The 18,955-nt window shown below is 71.4% G+C and carries 17 protein-coding genes; 12 read left to right on the top strand and 5 right to left on the bottom strand.

The window, feature by feature from the left end:
- Positions 1 to 2: 2 nt before the first annotated feature.
- Positions 3 to 1,601: a serine/threonine-protein kinase gene (locus MB828_RS28255; RefSeq protein ID WP_430381440.1), complete on the top strand. Its 1,599-nt coding sequence runs from the start codon at positions 3 to 5 to the stop codon at positions 1,599 to 1,601.
- A 25-nt stretch (positions 1,602 to 1,626) separates the two neighbouring features.
- Here MB828_RS28255 and MB828_RS28250 read toward each other — a convergent pair whose 3' ends face one another.
- Positions 1,627 to 2,427 (bottom strand): SGNH/GDSL hydrolase family protein, encoded by an 801-nt coding sequence (locus MB828_RS28250; RefSeq protein WP_301650681.1) that lies wholly within the window; start codon positions 2,425 to 2,427, stop codon positions 1,627 to 1,629.
- 332 nt (positions 2,428 to 2,759) lie between these two features.
- On the opposite strand from MB828_RS28250, the gene MB828_RS28245 reads away from it, so the two are divergent.
- The 6 genes from MB828_RS28245 to MB828_RS28220 all read left to right on the top strand — a co-directional run bounded on the left by MB828_RS28245 (position 2,760) and on the right by MB828_RS28220 (position 11,441).
- Complete coding sequence (locus tag MB828_RS28245) at positions 2,760 to 3,968, top strand: S8 family peptidase (RefSeq protein ID WP_301650680.1); 1,209 nt, start codon at positions 2,760 to 2,762, stop codon at positions 3,966 to 3,968.
- A gap of 260 nt (positions 3,969 to 4,228) precedes the next feature.
- Positions 4,229 to 4,585, top strand: a complete 357-nt coding sequence (locus MB828_RS28240; protein WP_343236210.1) for a hypothetical protein — start codon at positions 4,229 to 4,231, stop codon at positions 4,583 to 4,585.
- A gap of 408 nt (positions 4,586 to 4,993) precedes the next feature.
- The gene (locus MB828_RS28235) at positions 4,994 to 5,815 is read left to right on the top strand and encodes a glycosyltransferase family 2 protein (RefSeq protein ID WP_133025790.1); all 822 of its coding nucleotides are present in this window, start codon (positions 4,994 to 4,996) and stop codon (positions 5,813 to 5,815) included.
- A complete protein-coding gene (locus MB828_RS28230) occupies positions 5,812 to 6,801 on the top strand; it encodes a glycosyltransferase (protein WP_301650678.1) in 990 nt (329 codons plus the stop codon). The genes MB828_RS28235 and MB828_RS28230 overlap by 4 nt, the downstream gene beginning before the upstream one ends.
- Positions 6,794 to 7,594, top strand: a complete 801-nt coding sequence (locus tag MB828_RS28225) for a polysaccharide deacetylase family protein (RefSeq protein ID WP_301650677.1) — start codon at positions 6,794 to 6,796, stop codon at positions 7,592 to 7,594. Before MB828_RS28230 ends, MB828_RS28225 begins: the two co-directional genes overlap by 8 nt.
- Positions 7,587 to 11,441, top strand: a complete 3,855-nt coding sequence (locus MB828_RS28220; protein WP_301650676.1) for a lipopolysaccharide biosynthesis protein — start codon at positions 7,587 to 7,589, stop codon at positions 11,439 to 11,441. The genes MB828_RS28225 and MB828_RS28220 overlap by 8 nt, the downstream gene beginning before the upstream one ends.
- A 15-nt stretch (positions 11,442 to 11,456) precedes the next feature.
- Here MB828_RS28220 and MB828_RS28215 read toward each other — a convergent pair whose 3' ends face one another.
- A complete protein-coding gene (locus tag MB828_RS28215) occupies positions 11,457 to 12,881 on the bottom strand; it encodes a GH39 family glycosyl hydrolase (protein ID WP_301650675.1) in 1,425 nt (474 codons plus the stop codon).
- Between the two features lie 174 nt (positions 12,882 to 13,055).
- Between MB828_RS28215 and MB828_RS28210 the strand changes: the two genes are divergently transcribed.
- The gene (locus tag MB828_RS28210; RefSeq protein WP_301650674.1) at positions 13,056 to 14,150 is read left to right on the top strand and encodes a DUF5925 domain-containing protein; all 1,095 of its coding nucleotides are present in this window, start codon (positions 13,056 to 13,058) and stop codon (positions 14,148 to 14,150) included.
- 15 nt (positions 14,151 to 14,165) lie between these two features.
- Positions 14,166 to 14,936, top strand: a complete 771-nt coding sequence (locus tag MB828_RS28205; RefSeq protein ID WP_301650673.1) for a DUF72 domain-containing protein — start codon at positions 14,166 to 14,168, stop codon at positions 14,934 to 14,936.
- 362 nt (positions 14,937 to 15,298) lie between these two features.
- Here the strand turns inward: MB828_RS28205 and MB828_RS28200 are convergent, their stop codons facing one another.
- On the bottom strand, positions 15,299 to 15,667 hold the full coding sequence (locus MB828_RS28200) for a GntR family transcriptional regulator (RefSeq protein ID WP_301650672.1): 369 nt from the start codon (positions 15,665 to 15,667) through the stop codon (positions 15,299 to 15,301).
- Between the two features lie 69 nt (positions 15,668 to 15,736).
- On the opposite strand from MB828_RS28200, the gene MB828_RS28195 reads away from it, so the two are divergent.
- The gene (locus MB828_RS28195) at positions 15,737 to 16,666 is read left to right on the top strand and encodes a GNAT family N-acetyltransferase (RefSeq protein WP_301650671.1); all 930 of its coding nucleotides are present in this window, start codon (positions 15,737 to 15,739) and stop codon (positions 16,664 to 16,666) included.
- Positions 16,647 to 17,150 carry a DUF402 domain-containing protein gene (locus MB828_RS28190; RefSeq protein ID WP_301650670.1) on the top strand — a complete coding sequence of 168 codons (504 nt, stop codon included), beginning with the start codon at positions 16,647 to 16,649 and terminating at the stop codon, positions 17,148 to 17,150. Before MB828_RS28195 ends, MB828_RS28190 begins: the two co-directional genes overlap by 20 nt.
- An 8-nt stretch (positions 17,151 to 17,158) precedes the next feature.
- On the opposite strand, the gene MB828_RS28185 is transcribed toward MB828_RS28190, so the two are convergent.
- Positions 17,159 to 17,773, bottom strand: a complete 615-nt coding sequence (locus MB828_RS28185; RefSeq protein WP_133025781.1) for a class I SAM-dependent methyltransferase — start codon at positions 17,771 to 17,773, stop codon at positions 17,159 to 17,161.
- 139 nt (positions 17,774 to 17,912) lie between these two features.
- On the opposite strand from MB828_RS28185, the gene MB828_RS28180 reads away from it, so the two are divergent.
- Positions 17,913 to 18,047 (top strand): hypothetical protein, encoded by a 135-nt coding sequence (locus MB828_RS28180; protein ID WP_089102986.1) that lies wholly within the window; start codon positions 17,913 to 17,915, stop codon positions 18,045 to 18,047.
- Positions 18,048 to 18,098: 51 nt separating this feature from the next.
- Here the strand turns inward: MB828_RS28180 and MB828_RS28175 are convergent, their stop codons facing one another.
- The gene (locus tag MB828_RS28175; protein ID WP_301650669.1) at positions 18,099 to 18,821 is read right to left on the bottom strand and encodes a hypothetical protein; all 723 of its coding nucleotides are present in this window, start codon (positions 18,819 to 18,821) and stop codon (positions 18,099 to 18,101) included.
- Between the last annotated feature and the right edge of the window lie 134 nt (positions 18,822 to 18,955).

Here is an 18,955-nt window from a genome sequence, read left to right as displayed (position 1 = left end):
CCGTGACCGATGAGCCCGGCCGAGAGCGAGTGATCGCCGGCCGCTACCGACTGCTGTCGCCGCTCGGCGAGGGCGGTATGGGCACCGTGTGGCGGGCCCGCGACGAGGTGCTGGGCCGCGAGGTCGCCGTCAAGGAGGTACGGGCGCCGGCCGGGCTGCCCGGACCCGACGTCGAGCGGATGTACGCCCGCCTGGAGCGCGAGGCCTGGGCCGCCGCCCGCATCGCCAACCGCAACGTGGTGACGGTGTACGACGTGGCGATGGAGGGCGGACGGCCCTGGGTGGTCATGGAGTTGGTCCGCGGGGTGTCCCTCGCCGACGAACTGGAGGCGGAGGGCCCGATGTCCCCGCAGCGGGCCGCGGACATCGGTGCCGAGGTGCTGTCCGCGCTGCGGGCCGCGCATGCCGCCGGAGTGCTGCACCGGGACGTGAAGCCGGCCAACGTGCTGCTGTCCCAGGACGGCCGGGCGGTGCTCACCGACTTCGGCATCGCCACCGTCGAGGGCAGTTCGGCGCTGACCATGACCGGCGAGGTGATCGGCTCGCCCGAGTACCTGGCCCCGGAGCGGGCGCTGGGGCGCGGGTTCGGCCCGGAGTCCGACCTGTGGTCGCTCGGCGTGCTGCTGTACACGGCGGTCGAGGGCGCCTCGCCGTTCCGGCAGAACACCCCGCTGAGCACCCTGCGGGCCGTGGTGGACGAGGAGTTGCCGCCGCCCCACCGCGCCGGGCCGCTCGCCCCGGTCATCGAGGGGCTGCTCCGCAAGGACCCGGCCGCCCGGCTCTCCGCCGAACAGGCCGAGCGGGACCTGCGGCTGGTCGCGGCCGGGGGCGCCCCGGCCGGGAGCGCCGTCCCCCACACGGCCGCCACCCTTCCGATCCCGGCGCGGTACGACACCCCGACCCGGGTCGACCGCCGGCCGCAACCGGGCTTCCCCACGCCTCCGTTGCCCCTCCCGGCGGACACCCCGCCGCCCACCGCCGAGCGCGGCGGCAACCGCAGTGCCGGCACGCTCCTGCTCGTCGGACTGGTGCTCGTCGTCCTCGCGCTGGGCGGCCTCGTCTACGCCCTGCTCGACAAGAACGGCGGGGACGGCGGCGACGCGGGCGCCAGTCAGTCGGCGAGCAGCCTCAGCTCCCCCGCCCCGAGCCACAGCAGCGGCACGAAGTCCGCTTCGCCGTCGGCGTCCGCGAGCAGCAGCTCCGCCGCGCAGAGCGTGCGGGTCGCCGTGACCGGGTCCCGTACCGACTACTCGGGGGCGTGTCCGCCGTCGACCGCGCAGGCGCCGTCGTTCACTGCGACGTTCACGGTGGGGAACGTGCCCGCGCAGGTGCAGTACCGGTGGGTGCTGAAGAAGGGGTCGCTGGACGACCAGGGCTGGAAGACGCTGTCGTTCCCGGACGGCGGCGGGAAGACCCGGCAGACCAGGGTGACCGTGACCACCTGGTCCGACAGCGGGACCCTGAACGACGCGATCTCCGTCGAGGTGCGCAGCCCGGTGCGGACCACGTCCGACTCGGTGCCGTTCTCGGTCACGTGCACCAAGGCGACGGAGACCCCGACCGACGGGGCCTCCGCCTCGCCGTCGCCCTCGGACTCGTGACGGGTGGCGCGGAACTGACGCGGGCTCAGCCGTTGCTGGTCAGGACCGGCAGGTAGCCGCCGGACTGGCCGGCCGCGGTGGGGTGGTACGACTCGGTGATGTCCAGCCAGTTGACGCTGTGCAGCCAGGAGCTGCCGGAGCAGATCTCGTGGCCGGAGAAGGTGGAGCGGACGTCGCCGTAGGTGAAGCCGTGGTCGGCGGCGCGCTTGGCGATCGCGGTGTCGATGTAGTCGGCGGCGTTGTTGATGGCGGAGCGCTTGGTCGCGGAGAGGCCGAGGCAGGTGGTGCCCAGCTTGTAGAAGCGGGGGTAGCCGAGGACGACGACCTTGGCGTTGGGGGCCTTGGCCCTGATCGCGTCGTACACGGCGTCGAGTTTGCCGGGGAGGGTGGAGTCGACGTACGCCTGGGCGGTGCTGATCCGGGACAGGCAGGTGCTGTCCGAGCTGATCACACAGGTCGTCATGACGTCGGCGAAGCCCGCGTCGTTGCCTCCGATGGTGACGGAGACCAGGGCGGTCGAGGAGCTGAGCGTGCCGAGCTGGCCGGAGAGCACGTCGTCGGTGGTGGCGCCGGAGCAGGCGAGGAACGAGAACGAGGACGGGCTGTGGGCGGCGTTCCACAGGTAGGGGTAGGCGTTGGTGCTGCGGTCGCAGCTGCCGCTCGAACTGATGTAGCTGCCGGCGCCGACGCCGGAGGAGTACGAGTCGCCGAGCGCCACGTAGCCCCCGGTGGCGGCCTGCGCCTGCGTCGCGGTCGCCCCGGTGAGGGCGAGGCCGGAGGCGAGGAGGAGTGAAGTCACGTATGCCGTAATTCGGGAACGTCTCATGGAACCTCCCTTTAGCAGGATCTCTGCCACAACTTTCGTAGCAACTACGCGTGTTGACGGGAAGTGTCCATGCCAAGACTTTCTTTCCCCCCAATCGGCCCCGACCGGACCGATCCTGCACATTTCCGGCACTTTTGATTGCTCTGGATTGCATGGCCATGACAGACTCGTGACAGCTCGTCAACTCGCTTGTCCTTTGCCGGTGGGAAACCGATTCTTTACTCGACCCGTGAGCGGAACGCCACGCTCCCGGGCCGTGTGCGCGAAGCCGTGCGCACACCCCCACACGCGCGCCGACCCGGGCGCGCCGCCTGGAGGAGGACTCCCTCGTAATGGCACATCTGCGCACCAACAAGCTGCGGTTCGCCGCCGTCACCGCCGCGGCGGCCGCCGCCCTCGTCGGCGGACCCACCGCACTCCCCGCCCACGCCGCACCCGCCACCGGCAAGGTGCTGCACGCCGGCTCCCCCACGGCCGTCAAGGGCAGCTACATCGTCACCCTGAAGAACAGCGCCGGTTTCAAGGCCTCCTCGACCGAGGGCAAGGGCCTGATCAAGAAGTACGGCGGCGCGGTCAGGCAGACGTTCGGCAAGGTGCTGAACGGCTACTCGGCCAGGCTCTCGGCGGCCGAGGCCGCGAGACTCGCCGCCGACCCGGCGGTCGCCACGGTCGAACAGGACCAGACGGTCCGCCTGACCGACACCACCCAGTCCAGCGCCCCCTGGGGGCTGGACCGCATCGACCAGGCGAGCCTGCCGCTGTCCGGCACCTACACGTACCCGGACAGCGCGGGCAGCGGGGTGACCGTCTACGTCATCGACACCGGTGTGCGCATCACCCACACCCAGATCAGCGGCCGGGCCTCCTACGGCTACGACGCGGTCGACGGCGACACCACCGCTTCCGACGGCAACGGCCACGGCACCCATGTGGCGACGACCATCGCGGGCTCGACCTACGGTGTGGCCAAGAAGGCGAACATCGTGGCCGTGCGGGTGCTGGACAACAACGGCTCCGGTACGACGGCCGGTGTGATCGCGGGCATCGACTGGGTGACCTCGAACCACACCACACCGGCGGTCGCCAACCTGTCGCTCGGCGGCTCGGCCTCCACCTCGCTCGACACCGCGGTCTCCAACTCCATAGCCAGTGGGGTGACCTACGCGATCGCGGCCGGCAACAGCAGCGCGAACGCCTCCTCGTACTCCCCGGCCCGGGTCGCCGCCGCCATCACCGTCGGCGCCACCACCAGCTCCGACGCCAAGGCCAGCTACTCGAACTACGGCTCGGTGCTGGACGTCTTCGCGCCCGGCTCCTCCATCGTGGCCGGCTACAACACCAGCGACACCGCCACCGCCACCCTGTCGGGCACGTCGATGGCCACCCCGCACGTGGCGGGCGCGGCCGCCGTCTACCTCGCGGGCCACACCTCGGCCACCCCGGCCCAGGTCGCCTCGGCACTGGTCGCGGGAGCCACGTCCGGCGTGCTCACCAGCGTGGGCAGCGGCTCGCCGAACAAGCTCCTGAAGCTCGTGCCGTAGCCGGACACCTGCGGCCCATGTCGTAACTGATCGTCAGTACCGACTGAAAACGAGCGACTTGTTCCCCGGAGACAACAGGCGTCTCCGGGGAACGGTCATGTCCGGAGACCCGCTTGACGCTCCCGGTTCGGCTGCGCGACATTGAAGTCCGGCATCCGGCGCCTTGGGGGGCAAAGTCGGCCATGCAGACCATACGGCTCAAGCCATCGCCAACAGCGGAGGAACGGGCGCGGCCAGGACCGGGGAGGGACCTGGGACCCGTGCTCGCGGGAGCCGCGACGGCCACCGGAGCGACCGGTGCGCTGCTCGCGCTGACCGACTCCGGCTCACCGTTGCGTGCGCCGCTCGTCCTGCTGTTCCTGCTCGCCGCGCCGGCCGCGGCGATCACCCTGGCGCTGCGCGGACTCGACCCGTTCGCCCGGGTCCTGACCGCGCTCGCGGGTGCCGTCGCCCTGGACATGCTGATCGCCCAGGGCATGCTCGCCACCCATCGCTGGTCGTGGCGCGGCGGGATCGTCGCCGTCACCGCGATCAGCCTTCTCCTGCTTCTGCTGGTACGACTGCGACCGGTGGAGCGAATTCTCAAACGGGCGAGGAAAATCCGTTCGAGTAAATGAGAATGCCTGGCCAAAGCTACGCAACGGCCAATCCAAGAAAAACGCGAGACCGACCTGCGGGTCTTGCCATATCGGCTCAATCATCAATATCGTCGTACATCTCACCCGCATCGGATCATCACCCAGCGGTTCAGGGGAGGGCTCGAGGACCGCGGTGTTCCGGGGCGGGGCGCGGTAGGGGGGTGCCGTGCTCGGTGAACGCACACACAACAGCTGTGACCACTGTCGTTTCCGAGTCGTGCCGCGCGACCGGCTGCCGTTTTCCGGCAGACCGGCCAGCTTTTCCAGCTGACCCGCGGACACGGAGATCCGTTTTCCGTGCCGTGGGTGAGAACCCCCCTTTCGAACCGGACACGGAAGCGGGCTGCCCAGGGGCGGGCGGTCCACCGGACGAGAGGGACCAGACTCATGAGTTCCGTTCTGCGCCAGCCGGCTTCGGGCCAGGACCCGTTAATGGCTGCCGAATACCGACCGATCTCCTCCCACCTGGCGATCACACCGCCGGTGAGCGTGGTGATCCCCGCCATGAACGAGGCGGAGAATCTCCCGTACGTCTTCAAGACACTGCCCGGCTGGATACACGAAGTGGTCCTTGTCGACGGCAATTCCACGGACAGCACGGTGGAAGTGGCGCGGGACCTGTGGCCCGGTGTGAAAGTCGTCGAACAGCACGGCAAGGGCAAGGGGGATGCCCTGATCACCGGGTTCGAGGCGTGCACCGGCGACATCATCGTCATGGTGGACGCGGACGGCTCGGCCGACGGCCACGAGATCGTGTCGTACGTCTCCGCCCTGGTCTCGGGCGCCGACTTCGCCAAGGGCTCCCGCTTCGCCAACGGCGGCGGCACCGACGACATGACCTTCATCCGCAAGCTCGGCAACTGGGCGCTGTGCACGGTCGTCAACCGCAAGTTCGGCGCCCGCTACACCGACCTGTGCTACGGGTACAACGCGTTCTGGCGGCACTGCCTCGACAAGATCGACCTCGACTGCACCGGCTTCGAGATCGAGACCCTGATCAACATCCGGGTCGTCAAGGCCGGCCTGAGGGTGCAGGAGATCCCCAGCTACGAGTACCTCCGCATCCACGGCACCAGCAACCTGCGCGCCGTACGCGACGGGCTCCGGGTGCTCAAGGTGATCCTCGGGGAGCGCTCCAACCGGCGTGACCTGCGCCGGCGGGTAAGGCACTCCCCGCTGCTCAGCCCGGGCCGGGGAGAGTCGTCTTGAGCGATCCCGACATCTCCGTCGTGATCTGCGTGTACACCGAGGACCGCTGGGAGGACATCCTCGCGGCGGTCTCCTCGGTGCGCGCCCAGTCGTATCCGGCGCTGGAGACCCTGCTGGTCGTCGACCACAACCCGGCGCTCCTGGAACGGCTCACGAAGGAGTACAAGGAGACCGCGGAGGTGCGGGTGCTCGCCAACGCGGGCCCCCGCGGCCTGTCCGCGGGCCGCAACACCGGCATCGCCGGCTCGTACGGCGCGGTGATCGCCTTCCTCGACGACGACGCGGTGGCCGAGCGGGACTGGCTGCGCCGCTTCGCCGCGGGGTACGCCGACCCACGGGTGATGGCGGTCGGCGGCCGGACCGTACCGCTCTGGGCCTCGGGCCGCCGGCCCGCCTGGTTCCCGGGGGAGTTCGACTGGGTGGTCGGCTGCACGTACCGGGGCCTGCCCGCCGGGCGGGTCCGGGTCCGCAACGTCCTCGGGGGAAACGCTTCTTTCCGGCGTACCGCCTTCGACGCGGCGGGCGGCTTCGCCACCGGCATCGGCCGCGACGGCGACCGGCGCCCGCTGGGCGGCGAGGAGACCGAGCTGTGCATCCGGCTCACCCGGGCCCGGCCGGACGCCGTGCTGCTCATCGACGACCGCGCGGTGATCCACCACCGGGTGCCCGAAGCCCGTGAGCACTTCGGCTACTTCCGCACCCGCGCCTACGCCGAGGGGCTCTCCAAGGCCCTGGTCGCCCGGAGCGTCGGCGCCGGCAAGGCGCTGGAGTCCGAACGCCGGTACACCACACGGGTGCTGCCCGCCGGGGTCGCCCGTGGCCTGCGGGACGCACTGCTGGCCCGGCCGGGCGGCGCGGGCCGGGCGGGCGCGATCGTCGCCGGGGTGCTGACGGCGGCCGGCGGCTACCTGGTGGGGAGCGTACGGGCGCGGCGGGGCGGGGCGGCCTTCTCCGTCGCCGGGATCGAGGGGAGATCCGATGGCTGAGGCATCCGTGCCCATCCTCATGTACCACTCGGTCGCGACCGCGCCGAACGACGCCACCCGCGCGCTGTCGGTGGCGCCCGAGGCGTTCGCCGAGCAGCTGGCGCTCATCGGCGATCTGGGGCTGATCCCGGTCACCACGGCTGAGCTGGCGGCGAGTTGGCGCTCAGGGAGCCCGCTCCCGCGGCGCCCGGTCCTGATCACCTTCGACGACGGCTACGAGGGCGTGCACCGTCACGCCCTGCCCGTCCTCGCCAAGCACGGCTTCGCGGCCACCCTGTTCGTCTCGACGGGCTGGATCCGGGGCGCCTACGACACCGGAGGCGGTCTGGACGCCATGCTCGACTGGAACCAGGTACGCGAACTGGCAGGCGCGGGCTGCGAGATCGGCGGGCACAGTCACACCCATCCGCAGCTCGACCAGCTCGACGACGACCGGCTCCGCGAGGAACTGGTCCGCTGCCGGGAGATCGTGACCGACGAACTGGGGGCCCGGCCCGCCTCGTTCGCCTACCCGTACGGCTACTCCAGCCGCCGGGTGCGGACGGCCGTCCGGACCGCCGGGTTCGCCCAGGCGCTCGCCGTCGGGAACGGCCTCGCCCGCCGCCGTCAGGGTCCGTTCGCACTGCACCGTGTCACCGTGCGCCGCGGCACGGACGCCGAGGAGTTCACCCGGCTGCTCGAAGGCCGGGCGATCGTCCGCAACTTCGCCAAGGACCGTGCCCTCACCAAGGGGTACGCCGTTCTCCGCAGAGCCCGCCAGGTCCGCCGGAAGGCCAGCCGTTCCCGTGTCTGACACGACGACCACAACCGAGGCCGCGATCACCGGGACGGCGGCACCCGAGCAGTCGGGACGCCGCCTCCGCCTGCCCGGATGGGGCGGCTCGCCCGGCGGCGGCCCCCTCTTCCGGAACGCCTACGCGCTGATGCTGAACACCGGCATCTCCGCCGTCCTCGGCCTCGGCTTCTGGCTGGCCGCGGCCCGCTACTACTCCGAGTCCGCGGTCGGCCAGGGGTCCGCCGCGATCGCCGCCATGAAGCTCCTCGCGGGCCTCACCGCGGTCACCCTGACCGGTGCGCTGGCCCGCTTCATCCCGGTCGCCGGGCGCCAGACCGGCACCTTCATCTTCCGTACGTACGCCGGCAGTTCGCTGGTCGTCGCACTGGCGGCCGGCGTCTTCCTGATGACCCTCGGGGTGTGGGGTCCCTCGTACCGCTTCCTGCACGGGCCGCTGCCCGGGGCCGGGTTCGTGGTGGCCGTCGTCGCCTGGAACCTGCTCACCCTCCAGGACGGGGTGCTGACCGGGCTGCGCAACGCACCCTGGGTGCCGGTGGGCAACACCGTCTTCTCGGCGGTCAAGCTGGCGCTGCTGGTCGCCTTCGCGGCGGCCGTCCCGGTGGCCGGGGTCTTCGTCTCCTGGGTCGCCGCGATCGCCACCTCGTTCGTGCCGCTGGGCTGGCTGGTGTTCCGGCGGCTGGTGCCCCGGCACGTCAAGGCCACCGAGGACCACGCGAGACCGCCCACGCCGAAGGAGGTCGGCAGGTTCCTGGCCGGCGACTACACCGGTTCGCTGTTCTCCCTCGCCGTGGTCTACCTGGTCCCGGTGATCATCGCCTCGCAGGTCAGCTCCGAGGACAACGCGTACTTCTACATCACCACCACCATCGGCGGCACCACCAACCTGCTCGCCATCAACATGGGCGCGTCGCTCACCGTCGAGGGCTCGCACGACCCGGCGCGGCTGGCCGCCAACACCCGGGCCGCGCTCCGGCGGATGGCCCGGATCATGATCCCGATCTGCGCGGTGCTGTTCTTCGGGGCGCCCTGGATCCTCGGCGTGTTCGGGCCGGGCTACGCGGACGCGGCCACCCCGCTGCTGCGCTGGTTCGCGGTCGGGGCGCTGCTCCGGGTCGTCATGGAGACCTACTTCGCCGTGCTGCGCGCACAGAGCCGGACCGCCGGACTGGCCTGGTTGCAGGGCCTGTTGTGCCTCCTGGTGCTCGGTCTGACGCTGCTGCTCCTGCCCCGGATGGGGCTGACCGGCGCGGGCGTGGCCGAGATCTCCAGTCTCGCGGTGATCGTGGCCGTCGCGGCGCCCCGGCTGTGGCGGACGCTCCGGGCGGCCCCGGCCGAGATCCCCGACGGCACGGCACCGGACGGCGACCTCGCCGACCTGGGGGCACGCGAGATGCCGTCGTCCGTGTCCCGCAGGCGGGGTCCGGCGTGGGCGCTGGACAGCGACACCCTCGCCCTCGGCATCCACGTCGACTTCGACCACGTGGAACGCCGGCCGGACGTACGGCCGGGGCCGGGAACCCCGCCCACGGGTACGCCCGTCGTACGCCCGGACGACCGGCCGACGCGGGCGCTGCGGCCGCCGCGGAATCCCGGGTTTCCCGTGGCGGGGCGTGAACCGGGTGCGGAGGCCTCGCTCGGGCCCGCCGAGGTCGCGCTGCTGAAGGAGGCGGCGGCCGTCGACGCGCCGTTCGGGGAGACGGCCGTACCGGAGGTAGCCGCGGAGGAGGTGACCGCAGGGGAGGTAGCGGCGGAGGAAGTAGCCGCGGGGGAAGTAGCCGCGGTAGAGGCGAAGGCTCCGGAGGAACCCGCCCGGTCGCTGCGGGAGCGGCTGACACCCACCCGTCCGGGAGTGGTCCTCGGCTGTCTGCTGGTCGCCGCCCTGCTGCTGTACTGGGTGCCGGCCGCCCGGCTCGACGACGCCGACCTGGACCGGATGGGCGGCCTGGGGCTGGTCTCGGTGCTGCCGGTACCGACACTGGCCGGGGCGGCCCTGCTGGTCACGGTGTTCGCCGCGCTGCTGTGGCTGCGCCGGGAGCACAAGGCGCTGCTCCTCGTCACCCTGCTGGCGACGGTCGTGTCGCTGCACGCGCTGCCCGCGGTGATCGAGACGGAGCCGCGGTTCCCGACCGCCTGGCAGCACCTCGGGTTCATCGACTACATCGACCGCACCGGGTCGGCCGTACCGGACCTGGACGCCCGCTGGAGCTGGCCCGGGTTCTTCGCGGCGGCCGCGTTCGTCGGCCGGGCCTGCGGGGTCACGGACTTCACCGAGGTCATCCGCTGGTGGCCGACGTTCATCCAACTGGCCTACCTGGCACCGATGTTCCTGCTCGTACGGTCGCTGCGGGCGAGCTGGCGGGCGAAGTGGACCGGCATCTGGGTCTTCGTGCTGTGCGGCTGGGTCGGCCAGGACTACTTCTCCCCGCAGGGCTTCACGTACCTCCTGTACCTGGTGTTCGTGGCGATCCTGCTCGTCTGGTTCCGTGCCCCGCACGTCATCTGGACGAAGTTCCGGCCCGGCGAGGCGGAGGTCGAGCCGGCCGACCGGCGGCAGCGGGCCGTGCTGCTCATGGTGCTGGTCGGTCTGTACGCGGCGACGGTCCCGGCGCACCAGCTCACCCCGTTCGTGATGCTGGGCGTGCTCGCGGTCCTGGTGCTGGTCGGCAGATCCGAACTGCGCGGTCTGCCCCTGCTGTTCGGGGTGGTCGCGGCGGTCTGGCTGGGCTTCATGGCCGAGCCGTACTGGTCCGGTCACTTCGACGAGCTGTTCGGCGGGGTCGGCGGGGTCGGCAGCAATGTGTCGACATCGGTCTCCGGCCGTATCCAGGGCGGCAGTTCGACCCACAAGCTGGTGCTGTACGTCCGGGTCCTGCTGGCCGGGAGCACGCTGGCGTTCGCCGTCTGGGGCTGGTGGCGGCGCCGCTTCCACCGGTACCGCGAGCGTTCCCTGCCGGTGCTGACCTTCGTGCCGTTCCTCGGCTTCGGCATGCAGTCCTACGGCGGCGAGATGGCGCTGCGGGTCTTCATGTTCGCCCTGCCTGGCGCGGCCCTGCTCGCCGGTCTCGCCCTGTTCCCGCGCACCGGGGCCACGGCGAAGGAGCGGGAGAGGGACCGGGTCAGCCTGGCGCCGGTGGCCGCGCTCGTGGCCGGGCTGCTGCTCATGGGCGGCTTCCTGGTGGCCCGCTGGGGCAACGAGTCGTTCGAGCGGGTGCGGCCCGGCGAGGTCGCCGCCATGGACTACGTCTACGCGCACGACAGACCGACGGTACGGCTGCTGTGGCTGAGCAGCGACACCGTCGCCGACGTGACCCCGGCGATCCCGTGGGGCGCGAAGGACATGGAGCGGGTCGACTACGTGCCGACGCTCGCGCCGACCGACCCGGTGCTGGTGTCGGGCCTGGTCAAGGGGCTCAGGGACGCCGGTCCGAACTCGTACCTGATGGTCAACAGCAGTCAGGTCACCTACCTGCGGATGGACGCCGGTTACTCGGCGACCTGGGAGAGCCGGCTGATCCGGAACCTGGACGGCCGGCAGGATCTGAAGAAGGTCCTGGTCAACGACGACGTGACCATGTACGCGCTGCGCACCCCACCGGCGGGCGCGGTCGAGAAGCCGGATCCGGGGCCGATCGGGCCGCGGATCACCTGGACGCCGTGGTCGGTGGTGGGCGGTCTCGCGGCCGTCGTGCTGATCCTGCTGCTGACGGCGCGCGAGGCGGTCCGGGTCGCGGTGCGGCCCGGGGTGCGCCAGCTGCGGCTGCTCCAGGCCGGCTTCTGGTTCTCGATGCCGTTGCTCGCGGTGCTGCTGGCTTCGCTGGCACAGCGGTTCCTGACGCTCAAGTGAGGGAGGTCGAGTGGCTCACCTGGTGAGCCACTTCACCTCGTACGCCTTCAGGTCGAACCGTTCCCCGTCCACCTGGGCGCTGATCGCCCGGTTGAGGGTGTTGACGACCAGTACCGTCCTGTCACTGGCGAGGACCCGGACGTTGGGCACGTCGTCCGCGGCGACGGAGACGTTCTCGTACCGGGTCCCCGGCGGGAAGGCCCGCCCGAAGCGGGACACCAGGTCGTACATGGGCTCGGGCCGCCCGCCGGTGGCGCTGTCGGTCGTGGTCCACAGGCAGCCCGCGCAGTCGCCGCCCCGCTCGGCCTCCGGGTTCCAGTAGAAGGCGGAGTCGGTGCCGCCCTCGGCCAGCGCGATCATGCCGGTGGCCTGGACGGCGACCCGGTGCGGTTCGCTCCAGCCGTCGCGTTCGTCCGCGCCGTCGGCGGGCTCCACGTAGTACTCGGCCCACCACAGCGGCAGGTCGTGGGTCCGGGCCCGCACCCACTCGCTCACGTAGGTCAGCTTGTCCGTGGCCGCGAACTCGTTCGGCAGCAGTTCGTCGTCGTTGGTGTAGCTGGACCCGTCGACCACCACGAAGTCGGCGCCCGCCTTGTGGGTGTTCCAGTAGTCGAAGGCGTCCACGACCCGCTGGTCCATGACGCCCCACGGGCCCTTCAGGGTCGTGGAGGCGTTCTCGGTCCGGCGCGGGTCGAAGCTGTCCATGACGAGGTAGGGCCCGCCGACCATGATGTCCTTGTCGACCGCCTTCAACGCCTTGTAGACGAGGTTGTAGAGCTCGGTGTAGCCCTCGTAGTCCCAACGGGCCCTGGAGTCGTTCCAGAAGCCCTTGAACTCGTTCCAGACGATGAAGTGCCGTACGTCCGGGTAGCGCCTGGCGACGGTCGCGGCGAGGTCCGCGTAGTCCTGGTAGTGGTCGGGGGTGGGCGCGGTCTCCAGGGCGGCCTGGCTCCAGTCGGTGTTGTCCACCCCGGCCCTGCCGCCCTTCATCCAGTCCGGGGAGCAGCACAGGGTGATCACCGGAGTGCCGCCGGACCCGCGCATGAAGTCGACCCGGCGGTCCAGCGCGCCGAAGTCGTAACGCCCCTTCACCGGTTCGGGGTTGTCGGCGCCCCAGCCCATGACGGCCTGGTTCTGCGGCAGCCCGGTGTCCTTCGCGAGCAGGCCCTCGACCCGTTCGGTGGCGGTCGCGCTGCCCTCGTCGGCGCTGTACTGGGTGTGGGTGAAGCCCCACCCCACGTACGGCTCGACCGTGTCCGGCGGGGTCGCGGGGGTGCCGTGCACCTTGTCGCCGTCGCGGGTGGTGCCCGCGGCGCCGCTCCCGCCCCCGGGAAGCGTGTTGACCAGTGTGACGATCAGGGCGAGAGCGGCCACACCCACCCCTAACAGGGCGGTCAGCCGCCACCGCCCAGCCCCCGAATTCCACCCATGACGTCCCATCAAGGACAACAGTAGTGGGGGATGTCGCCGCCGGGGCAGGTATCCGCGATCGGCAGCCGCGCGACAGGGCCGGGGAGCACTTGGGGCACTCCGGAAGACCGGCGCACTTCCGACACTCGCCGCCCACTTCGGAAAACGGATGCGCGCCGGGCCCCGGTGACGGATCATGGCGGCATGTCTGCCAAGCCGCACGAGACGCTGCCGATCCGGCTCAACGTCGACGACTCCGACTCCCCGTCCGACGTCGTCGACGCGCTGTTCCTCGGCCGCTTCGCGACCGGCGAGCAGCCGTACTCGCACGCGGCGAACATCGACCGGGTGCGGTCCGGGGCGACCCTGCTGCCGAAGGAGGCGCGGGTGCTGCGGGTGGCCCGCGACGACGACCGCAGCGCGACCCTCGCCGAGGGCGACGGCTGGACGCTGCTGGTCTCCCGCTGGAACCGGGGCGCGGACGTCACGGTCACCGCGACCACCGCGGAGCTGGCCGCGAAGGTGCTGAGCGAGACGACGGACGGCGCGGCGGACGAGCCGGAACCGCAGCCGGAGAACGTGACGATGGGCTTCTGGTACGTCTCGCCGCGCCGCGGTCCGCACCGCACCACCCGTCAGATCTCCGCCGGTACGTGGGACGAGGTCCGTGCCAACTACACGGCGCCGGTGGCCGACGCGATGGACCGGCTGATGAAGACGACGCCGGAGGACATCGCCGGCCGTCTCCTGCTGCTGCACGGTCCGCCGGGCACCGGCAAGACCTCCGCCCTGCGCACCCTCGCCCGGTCCTGGCGTGACTGGTGCCAGGTGGACTGCGTCCTCGACCCCGAACGGCTCTTCTCCGACGTCGGCTACCTGATGGACATCGCGATCGGCGAGGAGGACGGCGCCGGCAAGGGCCGCTGGCGGCTGCTCCTGCTGGAGGACTGCGACGAACTGATCCGCGGCGAGGCCAAGCACACGGCCGGGCAGGCGCTGTCACGGCTGCTGAACCTGACCGACGGACTGCTCGGCCAGGGCCGTAACGTCCTCGTCGGGGTCACCACCAACGAGGACCTGGAGCGGCTGCATCCCGCCGTGGTCCGCCCCGGCCGCTGCCTCGCCCGGATCGAGGTGGGCCCGCTCACCCGCCCCGAGTCGGTGAACTGGCTCGGCACCGAAGAGGGCGTGGGCCGCGAGGGGGCCACCCTGGCGGAGCTGTACGCGCTGCGCCGGGGCACCGCGCCGACCTCGGTGCCGGGGGCCAGGGAGGGCGCGGACGCGGGGCTGTACCTGTAGTGCTTTGATGGAGGTGTGCCCCTGTTCATCGGAACGTCGGGCTGGCAGTACAAGGACTGGAGAGGCGTCCTGTACCCGGCCGACGTGCCCATGCGCTCGTGGCTGGAGGAGTACGCGGCGCACTTCACCACGGTGGAACTGAACAACGCGTTCTACCGGCTGCCGAGTCACGAGAACTTCGCGTCCTGGCGGGACCGGGTCCCGCCGGACTTCGTGATCGCGGTCAAGGCCAGCCGGTATCTCACGCACATCAAACGCCTGAAGGAGCCCGAGGAGCCGGTCGGCCGCCTGATGACCCACGCGGCGGGCCTGGGCGACCGGCTGGGCCCCGTCCTCCTCCAGCTCCCGCCGACGCTCAAGGCGGACCCGGCCCTGCTGGACGCCTGCCTGGCGTGCTTCCCGCGCGGCACGCGGCTGGCGGTGGAGCCGCGCCACGACTCCTGGTGGACGCGGGAGACCCGCGAGGTCCTGGAGTCCCGGGGAGCGGCCCTGTGCTGGGCCGACATCCAGGCCCGCCCCATGACTCCGCTGTGGCGCACCACCGACTGGGCCTACGTGCGCTTCCACCAGGGCCGGGCGACACCGTGGCCGCGCTACGGCCGCCGCTCCCTGGAATCCTGGATCGACCGCATCGCCACGGCGTACCCCAAGAGGGCCGACGTCTACACGTACTTCAACAACGACCCGGGCGGCGCGGCGGTCCGCGACGCGGTGGCGTTCAGCAGGGCGGCGGAACGAGCAGGGCTGACGACCACCAGAACCCCGGAACTGACCACGACCACCTGACCAACACCGACCTTGCTGAGCAAGGTCCGGCACCGCCGGCTCGCACCACGACGGCTGATCACCGTTGCGACGGAAAAGCAGTCGCCAGCAGCCCCTCTCCGCCGCCCATGGGCCCCATCTCGTCGCCGCGATGGCCGATCTCCGTTGCGGCGGAAAAGAACGAGCGGTGAAAGTCCCTCTCCGCCACCCACGGGCGCCCCATGTCCCCACCGCGATGCCGATCGTCGCCGTTGCGGCGGAAAGACAGTCGCCAGCAGTCCCTCTCCGCCACCCATGGGTCCCATCTCCCCGCCGCAACGGCGTTCGGCCACGACGGTGGAATTCGGCGGTGCCGAGCGCTGCTCGGCCCCACCCGGAAGCTCCTATCCCCCGTAGGCCGCCCGCAGGGCGTCCTGGACTGCGGACAGCGCTTCTTGCTCGGCCAGCCCCAGGCGTCGGGTTCGTTCGGCGTAGGACTGTGCGGCGGCCGCCGCTTCCTGTTCCGCCGCCGACCCGGCCGCCGCGACGAACGTCCCGTTGCGTCCCCGCGTCTCGATCACCCCGTCCGTCTCCAGCGCCCGGTACGCCTTGGCCACCGTGTTCACCGCCAGCCCCAGCGTCTCGGCCAGCGCCCGCACCGTCGGCAGCCGGTATCCCACCGGCAGCACCCCGCTCCGCGCCTGCTCCGAGATCCGCGCCCGCACCTGCTCGTACGGCGGCGCGCTGTCATCGATGTGGATCTTCAAGGTCACGGCCCGATTCTCCCGCACCCGCCGGAAAATGAGAGGCATCCCGCACACCCCGCGCATAGCGTGCGCCCCATGACAGTGATCGTGCGCGACCTGCGCCCCGATGTCCGGTCCGACGCCGAGGGTTTCGCCCGGGTCCGGCAGTCGGCCCTCCCCTTCATCCTTTTCACCCCGGAGTCCCTGGTCCACGACCTCACGCACACCCACCCGGACGCCCGCTTCCGGCAGCTGATCGCGGAGGAGGACGGCGAGGTCATCGGCACCGCCCAGGTCGGGCTCGCCCACGAGAGCACGGAGCCCGGCCAGGGCTTCGCCAACGTGTACGTCCACCCGGAGCGCACCGGCCGGGGCGCCGGCACCCTCCTCGCCCGCGCGGCGGAGGAGCACCTGTCGGCCGTCGGCGCGACCATGTCGTACGCCTGGGTCCTGGACGCCCCGGCCAACCGCGCCTTCGCCGAGCGCCACGGCTACACCGCGAGCCGCTCCGCGCACTTCCTCCGGCTCGACCTCGCGCACGGCACCCTCCCCCCGCTCCGGACCCCGCCCCCTGGCGTCGAACTGCGCACCGCCGCCGACTTCGCCGACGACCCGCGGCCGCTCTTCGCCCTCGACGCGGACACGATGTCGGACGAACCCGGCGACATCGACTACGAGTTCTCCGACTACGAGGGCTGGCTGGACGGGACCTGGCGGCACCCGTTGTTCAGTCCCGAACTGACCTCGGTCGTCCTGGTGGACGGCCGGCCGGCGGCGTTCAGCGCGGCCCGCACCGACGGCGGCACCTGGTACGGCACCGTCATGACCGGCACGGCCCGCGCCTTCCGCGGCCGCGGCCTGGCCAAGCTCGCCAAGAACGACTCGCTGCACCGCGCCCGCGCGGCCGGCTGCACGGAGGCGTTCACGGGCAACGACAGCGGCAACGGGCCGATGCTGGCGATCAACAAGTGGTTCGGGTACGACATCTGCGCGACGGAGGTCAGGTATGTCCGGGAACTCGGCTGAGCCGACGGCCGTGGTGGACGTCGTCCTCGTCAAGGCGGGCCGAACGAAGATCCGTTACCCCGCCGAGCTGCTGCACGACGACGGCACCCGGATCGCCGTACGCGCCCCGTGGGCCGGTGACGTGACCCGCGACTTCGGCTTCGTCCGCTTCGAGCGGGGTGACGTCTTCACCGAGTTCTACTGGCGCGACCGCTGGTACGCCGTCAAGGAGGTCCGGGCCGCCGACGGCACGCTGAAGGGCTGGTACTGCGACATCACCCGCCCGGCGACCCTCACCGGCCGCGAACTCGTCGTCGAGGACCTGGACCTGGACCTGTGGCGGTCCGCCGGCGGCACGGACGTGCGCCGGCTGGACGAGGACGAGTTCGCGGAGAGCGGGCTGGCGGAGCGGGACCCGCGGGCCGCGGCGGCTGCCACGGCGGCACTCGACGCCCTGGAGGCCCTGGCCCGCGAGGGCGCCGGTTTCGAGGCCCTGCTGTCCTGACGACGCCGTCACACCGTCGCCACCACCGCGTACCGCTCGTCGCTCACCTCCTTGCCCCACAGCACGGCCGCCTCCGAGAGCCGCTCCAGGCGTACGTCGGCGGTCAGCGGGGCCAGGAGGGCGGTGAGCCGGTCGGCGGGGAGACCGACCGGGGTCACGGTCCCCCACACCCCCTCCACCAGCACGAACCGCCCGCCGGGGCGGAGCAGCGCCCGCCAGTGCCGCAGCACGCGCGCGGGATCGGGCAGCGCCCACAGCACGTGCCGGACGAGCACGGCGTCGAAGAGCCGCTCGCCCACGGGCGGTATCGCCGCGTCACCGAGGAGGAACACCGCGTCACGGCCGGCGAGCTTGGTGCGGGCCCGCGCCACCATCTCCGGCGAGCTGTCCACCCCGGTGACGCGGTGCCCCTGCTCGGCGGCGAGGAGCGAGAGGCTGCCGGTGCCGCAGCCGAGGTCGAGGATGTCGGCGGGGCGCCCGGGCAGCCAGGTGCGCAGCCGCTCGGCCCAGGCCGCACGGACCTCGGGCGCGCCCAGGCCATGATCCGGTTCCTCGTCGAACCGAGCGGCCTCGGCATCCCAGTCGACACTCGCCGCGATCGTCCGGTCACTTTCGTTCGTCATGCCCCCAGCGTGACACCCGCCACTGACACTCGGTCCTGTGACAGCGACCACTGACAGACCAGCACCGATGAGGAACTCTCGCCAAAAGGGTCTATCTCCGTGCCAATGCGGAACTCGGTAGGCACTGAAGGAGGCAACCATGCGCCGCACAACCGTGCAGAAGCCCCTGAAGAGGACGGACAGCCGCCGGATCCGCGAGGAGGCCGACGAGCGCCCCGCCGGGCGCCCCGAGGTCCGCAAGGACATCGCACGCACCTGGTGGCCGGACGGCTGACCGGCGCGTCGGGGCACTCCCGGCCGGGACCGGCGCCGGGAGACGCCGTGATCAGTCGGAGTCCTCCGGCTTGATCTTCAGCGACGCCCACCTCTGGGAGAGAGCTTCGGCACGCCTGGCCGACTCCAGATTCTCCTCGCCCGAGAGGGAGAGCCGAAGGACGGCGTACTCGCGCTCCCAGTCACCCATCACCTCGTGCAGGTTCTCAGCAGAGGTCGGCAGGACCGCCCCCTCGGCGAGGATCTCGTTCATCGCTTCCGTCAGTGCCAGGGTCGCGTTGAGGTAGGCGAAGGCTGTCACACGGTTGAGCCGGTCGCGATGAATCGCCGTCTCGAACTGCTCACGGCCACGCCGGTAGAACTCCCACCACTTGGGGTCGCCCGACTTGGCCAGGTCCTCCGCCCTGTTCACCAGGATCGTGCCGTGCGTGGTCCTGGTGTACACGTCGTCGTACAGGGTGACGGCGCGGCCGGCGAAGGAATCGGCCTTCTCCCAGCGCCGCTGCCTCTTGGCGTAGATCGCACGCTGTTCCCAGAAGCGGCCGTTCCATTCGCCGAAGACGGGGTGCAGCTTGGCGAAGAACTCCGACTCCAGCTCGATCTTCGGGAAGTTGGCCTGCAGGTGGTTCACGGTCATCAGGTAGCCGACCAGACGCGCGCCGCGATTGCGCTCCCGCAGGCTCGCCCGGGTGGCGAGCGGTGACAGGTTCTGAACCATCGCGAACACCTGCTTGAACGCGACCCGGTCAGAGATGTCGTCGATCAACGCGTCCACCGCGCTCACCTTGCGTCGTTATCCGCACACACTTTGACCAGGTGTCACGAGTGCCCCGACGCGCGCCGGCGCGGCCACCGGCCGGGAGCCGCGTGAACCGTTCTCCCACGACCCGTCAGGAGCCTCCGCGGAAG

Origin of the sequence: Streptomyces arenae, from assembly GCF_022343545.1 — a bacterium.
GTDB lineage: Bacteria > Actinomycetota > Actinomycetes > Streptomycetales > Streptomycetaceae > Streptomyces > Streptomyces humi.
The sequence above is the reverse complement of the archived record's forward strand: the minus strand, read 5'-3'. Positions and strand labels throughout refer to the sequence as shown.